General features: G+C 62.4%; 15 protein-coding genes. 12 read left to right on the top strand and 3 right to left on the bottom strand.

Translation table 11 applies throughout. From position 1 onward, the window contains the following. The first annotated feature begins 149 nt into the window (after nt 1-149). From ppdK to meaB, 3 genes are all read left to right on the top strand, one after another. A complete protein-coding gene (gene ppdK / locus CFB24_RS03705) occupies nt 150-2828 on the top strand; it encodes a pyruvate, phosphate dikinase (RefSeq protein ID WP_088519190.1) in 2679 nt (892 codons plus the stop codon). Between the two features lie 144 nt (nt 2829-2972). Continuing rightward, nucleotides 2973-3392, top strand: coding sequence for a secondary thiamine-phosphate synthase enzyme YjbQ (locus CFB24_RS03700; protein WP_088519189.1), 420 nt, complete (start codon nt 2973-2975; stop codon nt 3390-3392). Nucleotides 3393-3457: 65 nt separating this feature from the next. Continuing rightward, nucleotides 3458-4387: a methylmalonyl Co-A mutase-associated GTPase MeaB gene (meaB, locus tag CFB24_RS03695; RefSeq protein WP_088519188.1), complete on the top strand. Its 930-nt coding sequence runs from the start codon at nt 3458-3460 to the stop codon at nt 4385-4387. Between the two features lie 39 nt (nt 4388-4426). Here meaB and CFB24_RS03690 read toward each other — a convergent pair whose 3' ends face one another. Then, nucleotides 4427-5116 (bottom strand): hypothetical protein, encoded by a 690-nt coding sequence (locus CFB24_RS03690; protein ID WP_088519187.1) that lies wholly within the window; start codon nt 5114-5116, stop codon nt 4427-4429. Between the two features lie 13 nt (nt 5117-5129). Then, on the bottom strand, nt 5130-5630 hold the full coding sequence (locus CFB24_RS03685; protein ID WP_141098340.1) for a hypothetical protein: 501 nt from the start codon (nt 5628-5630) through the stop codon (nt 5130-5132). 138 nt (nt 5631-5768) lie between these two features. Between CFB24_RS03685 and CFB24_RS03680 the strand changes: the two genes are divergently transcribed. From CFB24_RS03680 to CFB24_RS03650, 9 genes are all read left to right on the top strand, one after another. Continuing rightward, nucleotides 5769-6506, top strand: a complete 738-nt coding sequence (locus CFB24_RS03680) for a LexA family transcriptional regulator (protein WP_088519185.1) — start codon at nt 5769-5771, stop codon at nt 6504-6506. 283 nt (nt 6507-6789) lie between these two features. Beyond that, the gene (locus tag CFB24_RS03675; protein WP_088519184.1) at nt 6790-7293 is read left to right on the top strand and encodes a hypothetical protein; all 504 of its coding nucleotides are present in this window, start codon (nt 6790-6792) and stop codon (nt 7291-7293) included. Nucleotides 7294-7302: 9 nt separating this feature from the next. Continuing rightward, the gene (locus CFB24_RS03670; RefSeq protein WP_088519183.1) at nt 7303-8649 is read left to right on the top strand and encodes a DNA-packaging protein; all 1347 of its coding nucleotides are present in this window, start codon (nt 7303-7305) and stop codon (nt 8647-8649) included. Next, the gene (locus tag CFB24_RS03665) at nt 8646-9626 is read left to right on the top strand and encodes a hypothetical protein (protein ID WP_088519182.1); all 981 of its coding nucleotides are present in this window, start codon (nt 8646-8648) and stop codon (nt 9624-9626) included. Before CFB24_RS03670 ends, CFB24_RS03665 begins: the two co-directional genes overlap by 4 nt. An 11-nt stretch (nt 9627-9637) precedes the next feature. Next, entirely contained in the window at nt 9638-9973 is a 336-nt protein-coding gene (locus CFB24_RS22415) for a hypothetical protein (protein WP_141098339.1), read from the top strand. Between the two features lie 123 nt (nt 9974-10096). Next, entirely contained in the window at nt 10097-10396 is a 300-nt protein-coding gene (locus CFB24_RS22410) for a hypothetical protein (RefSeq protein ID WP_141098338.1), read from the top strand. Between the two features lie 258 nt (nt 10397-10654). Further along, nucleotides 10655-10993: a hypothetical protein gene (locus tag CFB24_RS03660; protein ID WP_244593110.1), complete on the top strand. Its 339-nt coding sequence runs from the start codon at nt 10655-10657 to the stop codon at nt 10991-10993. 443 nt (nt 10994-11436) lie between these two features. Then, the gene (locus tag CFB24_RS03655) at nt 11437-13035 is read left to right on the top strand and encodes a phage portal protein (protein ID WP_244593111.1); all 1599 of its coding nucleotides are present in this window, start codon (nt 11437-11439) and stop codon (nt 13033-13035) included. A 176-nt stretch (nt 13036-13211) separates the two neighbouring features. Further along, nucleotides 13212-13517 carry a YrhB domain-containing protein gene (locus tag CFB24_RS03650; RefSeq protein WP_158255138.1) on the top strand — a complete coding sequence of 102 codons (306 nt, stop codon included), beginning with the start codon at nt 13212-13214 and terminating at the stop codon, nt 13515-13517. A 323-nt stretch (nt 13518-13840) separates the two neighbouring features. Here the strand turns inward: CFB24_RS03650 and hisC are convergent, their stop codons facing one another. Further along, nucleotides 13841-14899, bottom strand: coding sequence for a histidinol-phosphate transaminase (gene hisC / locus CFB24_RS03645; protein ID WP_088519178.1), 1059 nt, complete (start codon nt 14897-14899; stop codon nt 13841-13843). Nucleotides 14900-14977 lie beyond the last annotated feature (78 nt).

Below are 14977 nucleotides of genomic sequence, written 5' to 3'. Positions count from 1 at the left end.
CGCGCAAACTACGCGCTTGTGTTAGCCTTTCGTTTAGGAAATCCTTGACGCGTCGGCGGTGGGCGCTATTCATCTCCGTGGATCAGAGAGCGCCCCGGAAGCAACTGTGCGGCGTCCATCCAACTTTTGTCGTATCCAAGGAAAAAACAATGGCGAAATGGGTTTACTCTTTCGGCGACGGCAAGGCCGAAGGCGCCAGCGCGATGAAGAATCTGCTGGGCGGCAAGGGCGCCAATCTGGCCGAAATGGCCAATCTCGGCCTGCCCGTTCCCCCCGGCTTCACCATTTCGACCGAAGTTTGCACCTTTTACTACGCCAGCAACCACACCTATCCGGCCGATCTCAAGGCCCAGGTCGAAGCGGCGCTGGCCCAGGTCGGCGTGCTGACCGGCCGCGCCTTCGCCGATCCGGCCAATCCGCTGCTGGTGTCGGTGCGCTCGGGCGCCCGCGCCTCCATGCCGGGCATGATGGACACCGTGCTCAACCTCGGCCTCAACGACGTCGCGGTCGAGGCGATCGCGACGTCCTCCGGCGACCCGCGCTTCGCCTGGGACAGCTATCGCCGCTTCATCCAGATGTATTCCAATGTGGTGCTCGACATCGACCATCACAATTTCGAGGAAATCCTTGAACTCTACAAGGATCGCAAGGGCTATTCCCAGGACACCGACCTCAACGCCAACGACTGGACCCAGGTCGTCGACGGCTACAAGGATGTGGTGAAGCGCCAGACCGGCAAGGATTTTCCGCAGGACGCCCGCGAACAGCTCTGGGGCGCCATTGGCGCGGTGTTCTCGTCCTGGATGAACCAGCGCGCCATCACCTATCGCAAGCTGCATGACATCCCGGAAAGCTGGGGCACTGCGGTCAACGTGCAGGCCATGGTGTTCGGCAACATGGGCGAGACGTCGGCCACCGGCGTGGCCTTCACCCGCAACCCCTCGACCGGCGAGAACGCGCTCTACGGCGAATTCCTGATCAACGCCCAGGGCGAGGACGTGGTGGCGGGCATCCGCACGCCGCAGAACATCACGGAAGCCGCCCGCATCGGCGCCAAATCCGACAAGCCGTCGCTGGAAACCGCGCTTCCCGAGGTGTTCGCCGAATTCGTCCGCGCCACGCAATTGCTGGAAAAGCATTACCGCGACATGCAGGACATGGAATTCACCGTCGAGCGCGGCAAGTTCTGGATGCTGCAAACCCGCAACGGCAAGCGCACCGCCCGCGCCGCGCTGCGCGTCGCCGTCGAAATGGCCAATGAGGGCCTGATCACCCGCGAGGAGGCCATCCAGCGCATCGAGCCGGCCTCGCTCGATCAATTGCTGCACCCGACGCTCGATCCGAAGGCGCCGCGTAAAATCGTCGCAACCGGCCTGCCGGCCTCGCCCGGCGCCGCCGTCGGTGAAATCGTGTTCACGTCCGATGAGGCGGAGGCGCTCAAGGCGGGCGGCCGCAGCGTCATTCTGGTGCGCGTCGAAACCTCGCCGGAAGACATTCACGGCATGCACGCCGCCGAGGGCATCCTCACCACGCGCGGCGGCATGACCTCCCACGCCGCCGTGGTGGCGCGCGGCATGGGCAAACCCTGCGTCTCCGGCGCCGGAACGATCCGCGTCGATTACGCGGCCGGAACCTTCACCGCCTCCGGCCACACCTTCAAGAAGGGCGAAATCATCACCATCGACGGCGCCACCGGCCAGGTGATGGCCGGCGAAGTGCCGATGCTGCAGCCCGAATTGTCCGGCGAATTCGCCGTGCTGATGGGCTGGGCCGACGAGGTGCGCCGCCTGAAGGTCCGCACCAACGCCGACACGCCCGTCGACGCCCGCATCGCCCGCCAGTTCGGCGCCGAGGGCATCGGCCTGTGCCGCACCGAGCACATGTTCTTCGACGAATCCCGCATCGTCGCGGTGCGCGAAATGATCCTGTCGGAAGACGAAGCCGGCCGCCGCGCCGCCCTCGCCAAGCTGGAGCCGATGCAGCGCAGCGATTTCGCCGCCCTGTTCGAGATCATGCAGGGCCTGCCGGTCACCATCCGCCTGCTCGACCCGCCGCTGCACGAATTCCTGCCGCACAAGCCGGAGGAAGTCGCGCAGGTCGCCGCCGCCACCGGCGCCAGCAAGGAAAAGCTCAAGGCGCGCTCCGACGAGTTGCACGAGTTCAACCCGATGCTCGGCTTCCGTGGCGTCCGCCTCGCCGTGGCCTATCCGGAAATCGCCGAAATGCAGGCCAAGGCCATTTTCGAGGGCGCCATCGAGGCGCAGCAGAAGACCGGCGTGCCGGTCAAGCCCGAGATCATGGTGCCGCTGGTGCTGTCCAAGCGCGAACTCGATCTGGTCAAGGCGCGCATCGACGCGGTGGCCGAAACCGTGTTCAAGGCCAAGGGCGTCACTCTGCCCTATATGGTCGGCACGATGATCGAACTGCCGCGCGCCGCGCTGCGCGCCGGGGAAATCGCTGAAACGGCGGAGTTCTTCTCCTTCGGCACCAACGACCTGACCCAGACCACGCTCGGCATTTCGCGCGACGACGCCGGCTCGTTCCTCGGCTCCTACGTCCAGAAGGGCATTCTGGCGCATGACCCCTTCGTCACGATCGACCAGGAGGGCGTGGGCGAACTGGTGGCGCTGGCGGCCGAGCGCGGCAAGAAGACCCGCGAGAACATCAAGCTCGGCATTTGCGGCGAGCACGGCGGCGACCCCGCCTCGATCGGCTTCTGCGAACGCGTCGGCCTCGATTACGTCTCGTGCTCGCCGTTCCGCGTGCCGATCGCCCGCCTCGCCGCCGCGCAGGCCGCGCTGGGCAAGGGCGGCTCGACCACGGCCTGACGCGTCCCGCGACGCGCTCTCCCTGTCCCGGCGCAAATCGGGCGTTCCGATTTGCGCCGCTCCACTTGACGAAGCCGGCGACAGCCGGCTTCGTTGCGACCGGAGGGCGGGGACCCTCGATTGTGACGTCAGCATGAGCCGGACATGCGCCAAGCCCAGCACTCCCTGACCATCAAGACCAAGGGCCAGGGCCTCTACGAGTTCACTCCCGACGCCCGCGCTTTTTTGCGCGCGACGAACATGCGCATGGGGCAACTTACGATTTTCTGCCGCCACACCTCGGCCTCGCTGCTGATTCAGGAAAACGCCGATCCCGCGGTGGTGGACGATCTGAAAACCTTCTTCAGCCGCATCGCGCCGGAGGGCAGGGGGCTTTATGTCCACGACGCCGAAGGTCCGGACGACATGCCCGCCCATATCCGCGCGGCGCTGACCCAGACCAGCCTGACCCTCCCCTTCGCCGACGGCGACCTCAGCCTGGGGACCTGGCAGGGCGTCTATCTGTTCGAGCACCGCCGCGCCGCCCATCGCCGCGAGATCGTGCTGCACGCCCTCGGCGAATAGGGCGCTTTTCAACACGCGCTTTTCCCATTACCGAGAGGGAGCCCGAGTCCTTCAAAGGTCCTGCCGTGCCGCCCTTTCCCGATCTGAAAACCATCGCCGAAGGCGGCAAGCGCGGCCTGTCCCGCGCCCTCGCCCTGATCGAGACTCATGAAGGCGCGACCGAACTCGCCACCCTGCTCGACGCCGCGCTGGCGCAAACCCGCGCCCATGCCGCCGGTCTGACCGGCCCGCCCGGCGTCGGCAAATCGACTCTGACCAACGCCCTGCTGCGCGACTGGCGCAACGCCAAGGAAACCGTGGGCGTGATCGCGGTCGATCCTTCCTCCCGCCGCACCGGCGGCGCGTTGCTCGGCGACCGCGCCCGCATGGCCACCGACCCCGAAGACCAGGGCGTGTTCGTCCGCTCCATGGCGGCGCGCGACCGACTCGGCGGCCTGTCCGACCAGACCATCGCCGCGTCGGTCCTGATGCGCGCCCTGTTCGACCGCGTGCTGATCGAAAGCGTCGGCATCGGCCAGTCGGAGGCGGACATTTCCTTCGCCGTGGACACGGTCATCCTCTGCGTCCAGCCCGGCTCCGGCGACAGCCTGCAATTCATGAAGGCCGGCGTGATGGAATTGCCCGATATTGTGGTGGTCACCAAGGCCGACATGGGCGACGCCGCGCGCCGCGCGCAAAGCGAGGTCGAAGGCGCGCTCACCCTTTTTTCGCGCGAGGACGATTGGCGGGTTCCGGTGATTCTCGCTTCGGCCACGCAAGGGGTCGGCTTGGCGGATTTGCGTCAGGCGCTGGCCGATCATCGCGCCTGGGCGGCGCGCACGGGCGCGCTCGAAAGCCGGCGCAAAACCCAGCAGCGGGCCTGGGTGGACGAGGCGATCCGCACCCGCTTCGGAACGGAAGGCCTCGCCCGGGCCAGAACCATCGCGGCGACCGGCGTCGGCCCGTTCCATCGCGAGCTGAAAATCGCGCAGGAATTGAGCCGGCGACTCGGTTGAAGGTCGCGCCGCCGGGTTGCCCGCCGGCGCGATCTGAATTTACGCGGCGTCGGCGGCGGAAATCATCCGGTAATGTCGGGCCAGCGCCGCCAGCCCGCGCCGCAGGATGAACAGGGCCACGGCCCCCGCCATTTTGGCGTCGCGATAGGCGCCGGTCTCGCGTCCGACATCGACGATTTCGCGGTCCTCCAGCACGATAGCTGAGACGGCGCTGCGAAAATCCTCGGGGATGGCGTCGCGGGCGGCGCGAAACCGCTGCAGCGCCTCGACCTGCGACTCGCTGCGCCACATCGCCCCCGGCGCATAGGCCGTGGCGACCTCCCGCGTCGGGTCCAGCGAGTGCAGCGGATCGAGTCCCGAGCGGAAATACGCCTGGCGGAATTTCTCGCCGGCCATGGCGAGCGCCAGATTGCGCGCCTTGTCGTCGCGGTCGAGTTGGCCCCGGTCGCGCAGCCGCGCCAGCGGCCCGTCATCGAGGCGCATGCGGGTGAAATTCACCTCGACCTGTTCAAATGCGTCGCCGCGCGACACCTCCACCACTTCGGAAAAGGTCTCGACCCGCGCGGATTCGCCGGCGCGCATCAACCGCTCGACGGTCGGGCCGTCCGGATCGCGATAACCGGAGCGTTTGAAATCCCTCAACACCTTGCGCGCCTTTCCTTCGGGGCCCGTCTCGGTGAGACAGGCCAGTTTCGGTAGAGAAATCTTGGTCTTGCGTGGTCTGGCCATGGACGTGTCCCAATCAGGGCGCGACGAATTCGGTGACGGTCAGGGTCAGCTCGCGGCCAAGCCCGCCATAGGAAACCGAAAACCGATCCGGCGACTGGCCGTAGGTGATGACCCGGCAGCGCGACAGCAGTTCGATCAGCGGCCGCTCCATCACGCCGAAATGGCGGGTGCGCGCGGTGCGCGGGGCGACGATCTCCATCGCGTAGCCGCCGGACATCCGCCCCGGCTTTTGCGCGATCACCCGCCGCGCCGCCTCGTCGAGCCATTGCTCGAACACGTCGGACCGCACGTAGTTCTGGCCGTTATGGACATAGAGCTGGGCGGCGGGCGGCGGCGGCGGCGCCTTGACCTCGATTTTCCGCGCGATCGGCCTCGGCTCGGCGGCGAGACCGAAGCGCCCGGTCTTGGGCGCGGCGGCGCGCGGCCTGGCCTTTTCGACCGTGAGGGGACGGGCGCCGGCGCGCGGGACGACAATGGTTGTGGTGGAAAAGGGCGTAAAGGAGCTGAATGGCACGATATTCGTCATAGGGAAGCTCTGGTTGGGGGGAAATCGCCTTGCAACGGCGGGTAGAACATAATAAGAACGAAGTTGCGTCGTCAATGGGAAATTGCCCACTCGACGCCTTAACGTAAATATGGGAATATTCCCATCATGGACGACCAGTGGAAAAGCCGCCTCGAAGCCGAGATGGCGCGGCAGGGCCTCGACATGAAGGCCCTGTCCGTGCGCGCCGGCCTCGGCGAAACCTATGTGCGCGACGCGCTCAAGCGTGGGCGCGGCGGTTCGCTGCCGGCCCTCAACAAACTGGCTCTCGCCCTGGGACGCTCGCTGGACTGGCTGATAGCCGGCCGGGAGAACGCGCCCTCCGAACCGCCGACCACCCGCCGCTTCGACACCAATGTCGACCGCCGCATCGTCGACAACAAGGAGGCGGGCGTCTCGACCATTTTCGAAGTCGATGTCCGCGCCGGCGCGGGCGGGGGCGGCGTGCCGGTGGAGGCGTTCGTCCATGACGAATTCGGCAATTCCTACGCGGCCCACGCCATCGCCGCCGAATGGACCCTGCCGGACGCGATCATGCAGGGCGTTCTGCACGCCAACCCGCGCCATATCCGGGTGTTCGAGGTGATCGGCGATTCCATGGAGCCGCGCCTTTCCGAGGGCGACCGCGTCTTCATAGACCTGCGCTACACCATCCCGAGTCCGGAAGGCATTTTCGCGCTCTGGGACGGCTATGGCCTGGTGATCAAGCGCCTGCAGATCGTCATGGGCTCCGATCCGATGCGCGTGCGCATCATCTCGGTCAATTCCTCCTATGCGCCCTATGAGGCCGGAGCCGACGAAATCCAGATCGTCGGCCGCTTCGCCGGCCGCTTCACCGTCAACTGAGAGACTTGCGCCACTCGCTTTCGCTCTCCTAGCGGAAGACGCCCGTGGCGCGACGGGCTATGCGGGCGAGGGCGGGGTGAGGGTCAATCGCCTGCGTCCCAACGAAAATGGGCAATATCCCAAAAAAACGCAAAAATCCCATTTTGCCCATTGACCGGTCGACCGACTTCCGATACAAATATCCACGTTGAAGATTTGCGCCCGGCGGCGCTTCGGCCCCAAGCCGAAGCCCCCGGGTTTTTCGTTGCCCAGGCCACCCGGCCGGGCGGCCAAAGGATGACAAATGGCGTCGGCTCCGCGCAAACCCCTCAAGAAAACGATCGCAGCCCGCTCCAACGCCAAACAAGCGGCGTCGGCCGAGCAAAAGCCCATCGATCGCGTCAACCGCGACCTCGCCATTCTCAACATGCGGCTCCACGGCCTGACCTTTCCGGAAATCGCGCGCAAGCTCCCCGAAGCGGGTTTCAAGCGCGTCTCCGTCAGCCGCATTTACGCGATTGTCGGCAAGGCGCTGCGCTCGGCGCCCAATCAGCCGGCCCGCGACCTGCGCCAGCTCGAACTGATGCGCCTGGATCAGTTGCAGGCGGCCCATTACAAGAATGCGATGAACGGCGACGCGGCGGCGGCCCAGCGCGTGCTGGCGATCATGGATCGCCGCGCCAAGCTGCTTGGCCTCGACGCCGCCGCGGAAACCGGCGCCTCGCTCGACGAGGCCCGCGACTCGCTCATCAAGAAGCTGGAGCAGCTCGCGCGCGGCCAGCAGCCGAAGTCCGATGCGAATTCATAAGTCGCCGCCATGCGTCTCCTCTCAACGCATGCGCGCGAGCTGGCGCGCTTGTCTCCCCGCGAGCGCGCCAGCTTTTTCTCCCGTCTCGATGCGGATGAGCTGGAATCGCTGAAGACGCTGTGGCCCTTCTGGGCGCGTCCCGACCAGCTCATCCCGCCGGGGGATTGGGTTTATTGGCTTCCTCTCGCCGGTCGCGGCTGGGGCAAGACGAGGACCGGAGCGGAAACCGTGCGCCAATGGGCGCGCGAGTTTGCTCTGGTCAACTTGATCGGCGCGACCGCCGATGATGTGCGCGACGTAATGGTAGAAGGCGAATCCGGCGTGTTGGCGGCCTGCCCACGTGACGAACGCCCTCGCTACGTCGCGCACAGGCGGAGGCTGGAATGGCCCAACGGCGCCAAAAGTCTTCTGTTCTCGGCGGAAGAACCCGAGCGCCTGCGCGGCAAGCAACACGAAAAACTCTGGTGCGACGAAATCGCCGCCTGGCGCTATCCCGAAACCTGGGATCAGGCGGTGTTCGGTCTGCGTCTCGGCAAGCAGCCGCAGGCGATCATCACGACGACGCCGCGCCCGACCAAACTGATGCGCGATCTGCTCGCCGATCCGCTCACGCACTCGACTCGCCATTCCACTTTCGAAAACATCGGCAATCTCGCCGAAAATTTCCTCAATCGCGTGGTGCGCAAATATGAGGGCACGCGCCTTGGCCGCCAGGAACTCCATGCCGAAATGCTCATGGACGTCCCCGGCGCGCTCTGGACCCGCGCCCAGCTCGAACAGGCGCAAACCGGCGCCGCGCATCCCAAGCTCGCCCGCATCGTCATCGCGCTCGATCCGCCCGCCACCTCCGGGGAGAACGCCGACGAATGCGGGATGATCGCAGCGGGTCTCGACGAGGCCCGCTGCGCGCACATTCTCGCCGATCTTTCCCGTCAGGGCGAAACCCCGCTGGCCTGGGCGCAACGCGCCGTCGAGGCCTACAAGCAGTTCGAAGCCGATTGCATCGTCGCCGAGGTCAACAATGGCGGCGACATGATCGAAACGCTGCTGCGCCAGATCGACGCCAACATTCCGTTTCGCGGCGTGCGCGCCTCACGCGGAAAATTCGCCCGCGCCGAACCTGTCGCCGCGCTCTACGAACAGGGGCGCGTCAAACATTGCGGCGTCTTCGCCAAGCTCGAAGACCAGATGTGCGCCATGACCCCCGACTTTGATCGCGCCCGCAACGGCTATTCCCCCGACCGCGTCGACGCGCTGGTGTGGGCGGTGACGGCTCTGGCGCTGAGCCAGGACAGCGGCGGCGGCGTGTTCGAATTTTATCGCACGATGGCGAAGGCGGATCGCCGCCAGGAATGAATTGCGTTCGTCACGAAATTTGCCGCCGGATCCTTCTCCCCTTGCGGGAGAAGGTGGCTCGCGCCGACAGGCGCGAGACGGATGAGGGGGGCGGCGCCGCCATCCGTCTGGCCCAACTCGGCCTGCCGCCCTTGCGCGGCCCGCGCGACGCCGAAATGCTGAAAATCGGCGCGACCTTTCTCGCAAAGGGCGTTTCGCTTTGGCTTATCCTGCAAGAGGCGGGGATCGAAGGCGCCAACGTCCCGCTATTCAAAGCCGACTGGGATGAAAGCTTGCATCCGCGCGATCCGAAGGGCCGATTCGCCACGACGGGCGCAAGCGCCGACCAAAACGGAAGCGAGAACGCGAATAAACCGGATCATCGTGGTCCGTGGTCGGCGGCGGTCGATGCGGCTAGTGAGTGGCTGCAAGCGCCAGTGCCTGAATACGATCAGGACACGGGGGAACAAGTTGGAACGCGCCCGCGCTGGCGCGCCATCGTGACCAGCCCGATTGTCGTTGGGGCGGCTGGCGCGGCGGCTTTGCTTGGAGGCGAGGCGTTACTGGCGCCTGCGGCGGCAGAGGCCGCCGTTCCATACGGATTTGCAAATGCGCGGGAGTTCTCTCAGTTCGGCTCCGCGCTTCACGATGCGTTGACTGAAGCTGGATATGCTGATGCTCAAGGCATTATGCAGGGCAGCGCCGTCACAGGAATGAGTTACCGTGCTGGCGCGGCATTCGATGCGGGGCGGCTCAGCGATTTTGACATTGCCCTGGCAGGCGACAAGTTGTTTCAGGTGGCCCAAGACGCCGGAATCGCCTTGCGTTCCGCAGGCACTCGCACGGGACCTTTGGACGAGGCTGCGCTTGAAAAACTTGGGTTATCGAACGTATCGATGCAATTGAGCCAGCAGGCGGGCAGACCTGTAAACTTTATGATATATAATTCAACATCTACGGCCATATCTCGCGCGCCGAGTATCGTCGTACCGCGATGAGGTGTCGGACAGTGTCGACGGTTGAACTCTACGGAGTGGAAACTCATTCCATTCTTGAAGCAAAAAAATTGATTGAAAGCTTGCTTTCAGTCGTATTAGAGGAGAGGTTTAGTAGTTTTTACCGTGGTGGAACGTATTTATATTATGAAGGAATGCGCGAGGAGAGTTTAAAAATTGTTATCAATCTTGATCCATATGACGATGAGCCTCTCGAAGAGGCATATCCATATGTAAATATAATAATGTATGTTAAAAGCAGTAATAGGTTTTCTGATCTTCCAAGAATTTTGACGAATGCCCCCTCCGGCGTCATTAAGTTGCTGAGACGCGAGACCTCGTGCGAATGAATGTCGGAGTCCGACCAAAATCTGCATCCGCGTGACTTCGCCACAGGGTGTTTCATCACAATCGGCGCGGTGGCCTTCCCGAATCGCCGAGGGCACATTTACCAATTGGTGGGGATTGAGCCCATGAGTGTTATAATTTCGCTACACGATGCGACTTTGAATAAAATAGAATTGGAGTGGAATATAGGTCAGCTAACAGCAAATTTAACAGTCAGCGAAGATAGTCGTAAAGTTCTCATCGTTGGGTGCGGTATTTCTTCGTTGTATTGTAGTCGTTGTTTTCCTTGGGGTCGAAGTGTATCGGTTAATAAATGTGCAGTCGAGCCGCAGGATGGATTCGAGTTGTTAAAAATAGAAATGCAAAGCGGCGATAATATTTTTGCGCAAGGGAAAAAATTTATAATTGAAGGTCGCGCCGGTTAAAATATCTCTCTTAATTTATTTAAAATTATACGGCAATATTAAATTTATAAATGGGTATAATTCATTTATGTCGCCATGAGGCTACAATCGTGTTTGGTTTCGTAGGAATGGCGGAACGATTTTTGGTATTCGGACGAGCAAAAGGCATCGACCAACAATCGACGTTATTCAGAGCGACAATTTAAAATCCGGATCCAAGGTGCATCAACGATGAGTTTGAACTTGCAGGAGAGGGATCGTAAATATGGAGGAACAGTCATGGAATACATCCAGGCTGTTCCCTGCGAACTGCCCATCGACGCGGTTGGCTTGTGGCAAATTGCCCCTGCGGGTCGACGTCGGTTTGAATTGGCCGGTGACGATCTCACCGAATTCGTCAGCCGATGTGTTGCCGAGTTGTTGGCGCATGGCGCCAAACCCGTCGTCGGCGGCGGCGGTACGCAATACGACTGGCTCTATCAACCGCAATACGGCGAGAGCAACGAAGAAACCCGCGACGCCGTCATGAAGGAATGGCTCGCGGCGGGATCGCCGGATTGCGATCCGGGCGGTCTCTGGTTCGCCTTGCCCTCGCCCTATGTCGGAAACCGCGAATAACCAATCTTCCCATGTCTTCACGTCGGACCTGACACTCCCCGCCCAGGCCAAATTTTCCGCAAGCGCACATCCCCGCGCTCGCAATGACTTGCGACTCTGATCGCCTCGCGCCGAACGCGCCCGCCAAACCAAACCACCTGGAGACTGACATGACTGAACGCGGCGCGGGCTTGCCACGCTGGTCCCTTTCGCCTGCGGAATTTTCCGCCCGCTCCAGCGCGAGCGCGCAAGCGCCCGACGACTGGTTCGGCCCCTCCGCCCCCATCGCCCCCGGCGCCCCCGAGGACGTCGCGGGCCGCCAATGGGATTTCCCGGCCGGCTACAATCTCGTCACCCGCGCCCGCGGCTACGAATCCATTTCCTTCGCCGACCTCCGCGCACTCGCCGACGCCTACGACCTGCTGCGCCTTGTCATCGAGACGCGCAAGGATCAGGTCGAGCGCATGACCTGGACGTTGCGCGCCAAACCCGGCCGCGACGCCGACGCGGAAAACATCGCCCGCGCGGAAACTTTTTTCGAAAGCCCGGATGGCGTCCACGACTGGAGCGCCTGGCTGCGCATGATCCTAGAAGACCTGTTCGTCATCGACGCGCCGGCCCTCTGGTGCGAGCGCGACCGCGCCGGCAATCTCCTCGCCCTGCATCCGCTCGACGGCGCCACGATCAAACCGGTGCTGGATTTCTGGGGCCGCACCCCGCGCCCGTTCATGCAGGACGGCCAAAAAGTCTATCCCGTCGCCTACCAGCAAATTTTGAAAGGCCTGCCGGCGGTCGACTACACCACGCGCGACATCATCTATCGCCCGCGCAACCTGCGCAGTCATCGCGCCTACGGCTTTTCCCCGGTCGAGCAGATCGTCGCCACGGTCAACATCGGCCTGAAGCGCCAGTTGCACCAGCTCAACTACTACACCGAGGGCAACATTCCAGAGAGCTTGATCGGTGTGCCCGACAGTTGGACCCCCGACCAGATCAAGAACTTTCAGGACTATTGGGACCTCTATTTCGACGGCGATCTCGCGAGGCGCCGCCGCGCCAAATTCGTCCCTGGCGGCGTCGCGAAAACCTTCATCCAGACCAAAGAGCCGGAGCTGAAAAGCGCGTTTGACGAATGGATCGCCCGCGTCGTCTGCTTCGCCTTCTCGGTGTCGCCGCAGCCGTTCATCAACCAGATGAACCGCTCGACCAGCGAGACGCAAAGCCAGATGTCCAATGAGGAGGGCCTGCAACCCATCCTCGCCTGGATCAAGCGCCTCTGCGACGCCATCCTCATCCAGCTTGGCGCGCCAAACCTTGAATTCGCCTGGCGCAACGAAACCGTGGTCGATCCCACAGTCCAACGCGAAAACCTGGTGGCTCTGGTCAACGCCGGCATGATGACCCGTCGCCGCGCCGCTCAGATCATGGGCGAAATTTTGCCGGACGATCCCATGGCCGACGTGCTGGCGATCACGACGGGGCAGGGAGTCGCCAAATTGCAGCAGAATCGGTCTGCGAACGACGAAAAAAAAGTTTTCACGCAAGAGGTTTTCGCCGGCGCGCTCGACAAATATAGCGACGATCAACCTCGGGATGATCGCGGCAGATGGTCGAATGGTGGAAACTTCGGAGAAACGCCCAATGCGAAGCCAGGAAAGGGCAAGAGCGCACCAAATCGCTCTCCACAATCGGATAATTCGACAAATAGACCCGGAGCACATCTGGAAAACGCGGCAACCCATGTGAACCCCAAAAACGATCAGCAAAATTGCGGGTTCGTAATTGATGCAGTGGCCGCGCGGCTAAGAGGGACAGATCGCAGCGCGGTCGCCCAGTCAGGACGAGAGGGCGCTTGGGACGAAATTGAAAGTCGGTTCAACATGAAGATAACATGGGGCCAAAAGATCGATGATGCATACAGTCAGGTTAAGCAGGCTGGTGACGGTGCGCTGGCTATCGTAGGCATCCGATACCCCGATGGCGCCGGCGCCCACGTCGTCGTCATCGGCAATGACCGTGGCAAAGTCGGTATTGTTGAAGCTCAAGATTGGGGAAACGGATAGAAGGCTGGCGTCATTTATAGTGCCAAAGCAGCCAATGCTCGATACAATTCCGATGGTAAGAGCGTAATTGGCATTGGCTTGCTTCCCAAAAGTGACCGGAAATGATGCGCAAAAAGCACGCATTTGTATCCATCGCATGCCTTTTTTTTCTCGCATGCCACAGTCGGAGTTTCGCGATGGAAAAAATCACGATAAATCAGGCGCGTCTGCTGGCGCTGGAATATCTTACGAGAGCGGGTGAGAACGCAGATATTCTCTTGATTCCGGGAAAAGAGCGCGAATATCCATTCGGGTGGATTTTCTTCGGCGCCTCTCGGAAATACGTTGAGACAGGAGATTTTCGTTACCAGATTCCAGGATTGGGCCCGCTAGCCGTTGAATTTGACGGTAGCGTTCATTCCCTATCGACTTCAGGATCGCCGGATGCGGTGATTGAAGCGTATTCTCAAAGGTGGCGCGAACGTCACGAAAAATCGCGATGATTTTCAGAGGATGAAGCGCGAGAGCTTTATCCGAGAATGGATCCCAATAACGCTGCGAAAGCGAGCAGCTCATTTCCCGAAGCCGTCGCCAAATTGAAAACGCTTATAACGGCGACACTTCAGCATCTGTGAATCGAAGCTGTCCTGTGGATCGCCATCATCGGCGACAATGAAATCGCTACGCCGGAACTTCCAAGTGACCTCACCGCGAGGGCCAGCAAAGCCGGCGTGCAAATCCTGTTGGAAAACTACACGACCCGCGATCCCGAAGACGGAAATTCGGCCAAGACGTTTCTAGGCGCGCGAAGAAAGCGCTGATCGGATCAGCCTAAAATCTCGCCCAGCGCCCCGATCAACCGATCCGTCTGCTCCGCCGTCCCGACGGTGATGCGCAGATAATCTGCGATGCGCGGCGCATTGAAATGCCGCACCAGCACCGCCCGCTCGCGCAAAGCCTGCGCCAGCGCCGCGCCGCCAACAGACCCATGCCGCGCGAACACGAAATTGGCGCTCGACGGCAACACCTCGAACCCCAAGCCCTCAAGCGCCGAAGTCATCCGCCCGCGCTCCGCGACAATCGTCGCCAAGCCGGCCTGAAAATAGTCTTCGTCCTCGACCGATGCGATGGCTCCGGCCTGGGCGATGCGCCCGACCGGATAGGAATTGAAGCAATTCTTCACCCGCGACAGCGCCTCGATCAGCCCGGCGTCGCCGACCGCATAGCCGACCCGCAACCCGGCCAAGGCCCGCGATTTTGAAAACGTCCTGACCACCAGCAGATTGGGAAATTTTTCGATCAGCGGAATCGCCGTCTCGCCGCCGAAATCGACATAAGCCTCGTCCACCACCACGGGGATCGACGGATTGGCTGAAACCATCCGCGCCACCTCGTCACGCGGCAGAGCGACGCCGGTCGGCGCATTGGGATTGGCGAACACGATGGCGCCGGCGGAATTGCGGCAGAAATCCTCGACGCGAATCCGCATGCCCTCGTCGAGCGCCGCCGTCTCATAGGCGATGTCATAAAGCTTCGCCCACACCGGATAGAACGAGTACGTCACGTCGGGCGCGAGCAGGGGCCGGTCCTGCTTCAGCAGCGCCACGAACACATGCGCCAGAACCTCGTCGGAACTGTTGCCGACGAAAATATTCGACGGCGCCACGCCGTGATAGCGCGCGAGCACAGTCCGCAGCGCCAGCGACTCGGGATCGGGATAAAGCCGCAGCGACTCGGCCGCCGCCTCGCGCATGGCCTCAATCGCGCGTGGCGAGGGCGCCAGCGGCGATTCATTGGTGTTGAGCTTCACCAGCCCCTCGATGCGCGGCTGTTCGCCGGGGGTGTACGGGCTCAACCCCTGAGCCTTCTCGCTCCAGAACTGCATCTTCGTCTTCCCAAAGCCGCCTGAAACACGGCGACACCACCCAATAGGAAAATTGGCCGCCCCCGTCAAAGGGCGGCG

The sequence above is a fragment of the Rhodoblastus acidophilus genome, assembly GCF_900187365.1.
GTDB classification, from domain to species: domain Bacteria; phylum Pseudomonadota; class Alphaproteobacteria; order Rhizobiales; family Beijerinckiaceae; genus Rhodoblastus; species Rhodoblastus acidophilus.
This window is presented reverse-complemented; position numbering and strand designations above follow the sequence as displayed.

What these genes read in the sequence shown, in the direction of transcription:
- CFB24_RS03680 (WP_088519185.1), top strand. Translation starts at nt 5,769, where the DNA reads ATGGACGACCAGTGGAAAAGCCGCCTCGAAGCCGAGATGGCGCGGCAG.
- ppdK (WP_088519190.1), top strand. Translation starts at nt 150, where the DNA reads ATGGCGAAATGGGTTTACTCTTTCGGCGACGGCAAGGCCGAAGGCGCC.
- CFB24_RS03670 (WP_088519183.1), top strand. Translation starts at nt 7,303, where the DNA reads ATGCGTCTCCTCTCAACGCATGCGCGCGAGCTGGCGCGCTTGTCTCCC.
- hisC (WP_088519178.1), bottom strand. Translation starts at nt 14,899, where the DNA reads ATGCAGTTCTGGAGCGAGAAGGCTCAGGGGTTGAGCCCGTACACCCCC.
- CFB24_RS03650 (WP_158255138.1), top strand. Translation starts at nt 13,212, where the DNA reads ATGGAAAAAATCACGATAAATCAGGCGCGTCTGCTGGCGCTGGAATAT.
- CFB24_RS03700 (WP_088519189.1), top strand. Translation starts at nt 2,973, where the DNA reads ATGCGCCAAGCCCAGCACTCCCTGACCATCAAGACCAAGGGCCAGGGC.
- CFB24_RS03655 (WP_244593111.1), top strand. Translation starts at nt 11,437, where the DNA reads ATGACCTGGACGTTGCGCGCCAAACCCGGCCGCGACGCCGACGCGGAA.
- CFB24_RS03660 (WP_244593110.1), top strand. Translation starts at nt 10,655, where the DNA reads ATGGAATACATCCAGGCTGTTCCCTGCGAACTGCCCATCGACGCGGTT.
- CFB24_RS03675 (WP_088519184.1), top strand. Translation starts at nt 6,790, where the DNA reads ATGGCGTCGGCTCCGCGCAAACCCCTCAAGAAAACGATCGCAGCCCGC.
- CFB24_RS03665 (WP_088519182.1), top strand. Translation starts at nt 8,646, where the DNA reads ATGAATTGCGTTCGTCACGAAATTTGCCGCCGGATCCTTCTCCCCTTG.
- CFB24_RS03690 (WP_088519187.1), bottom strand. Translation starts at nt 5,116, where the DNA reads ATGGCCAGACCACGCAAGACCAAGATTTCTCTACCGAAACTGGCCTGT.
- CFB24_RS22410 (WP_141098338.1), top strand. Translation starts at nt 10,097, where the DNA reads ATGAGTGTTATAATTTCGCTACACGATGCGACTTTGAATAAAATAGAA.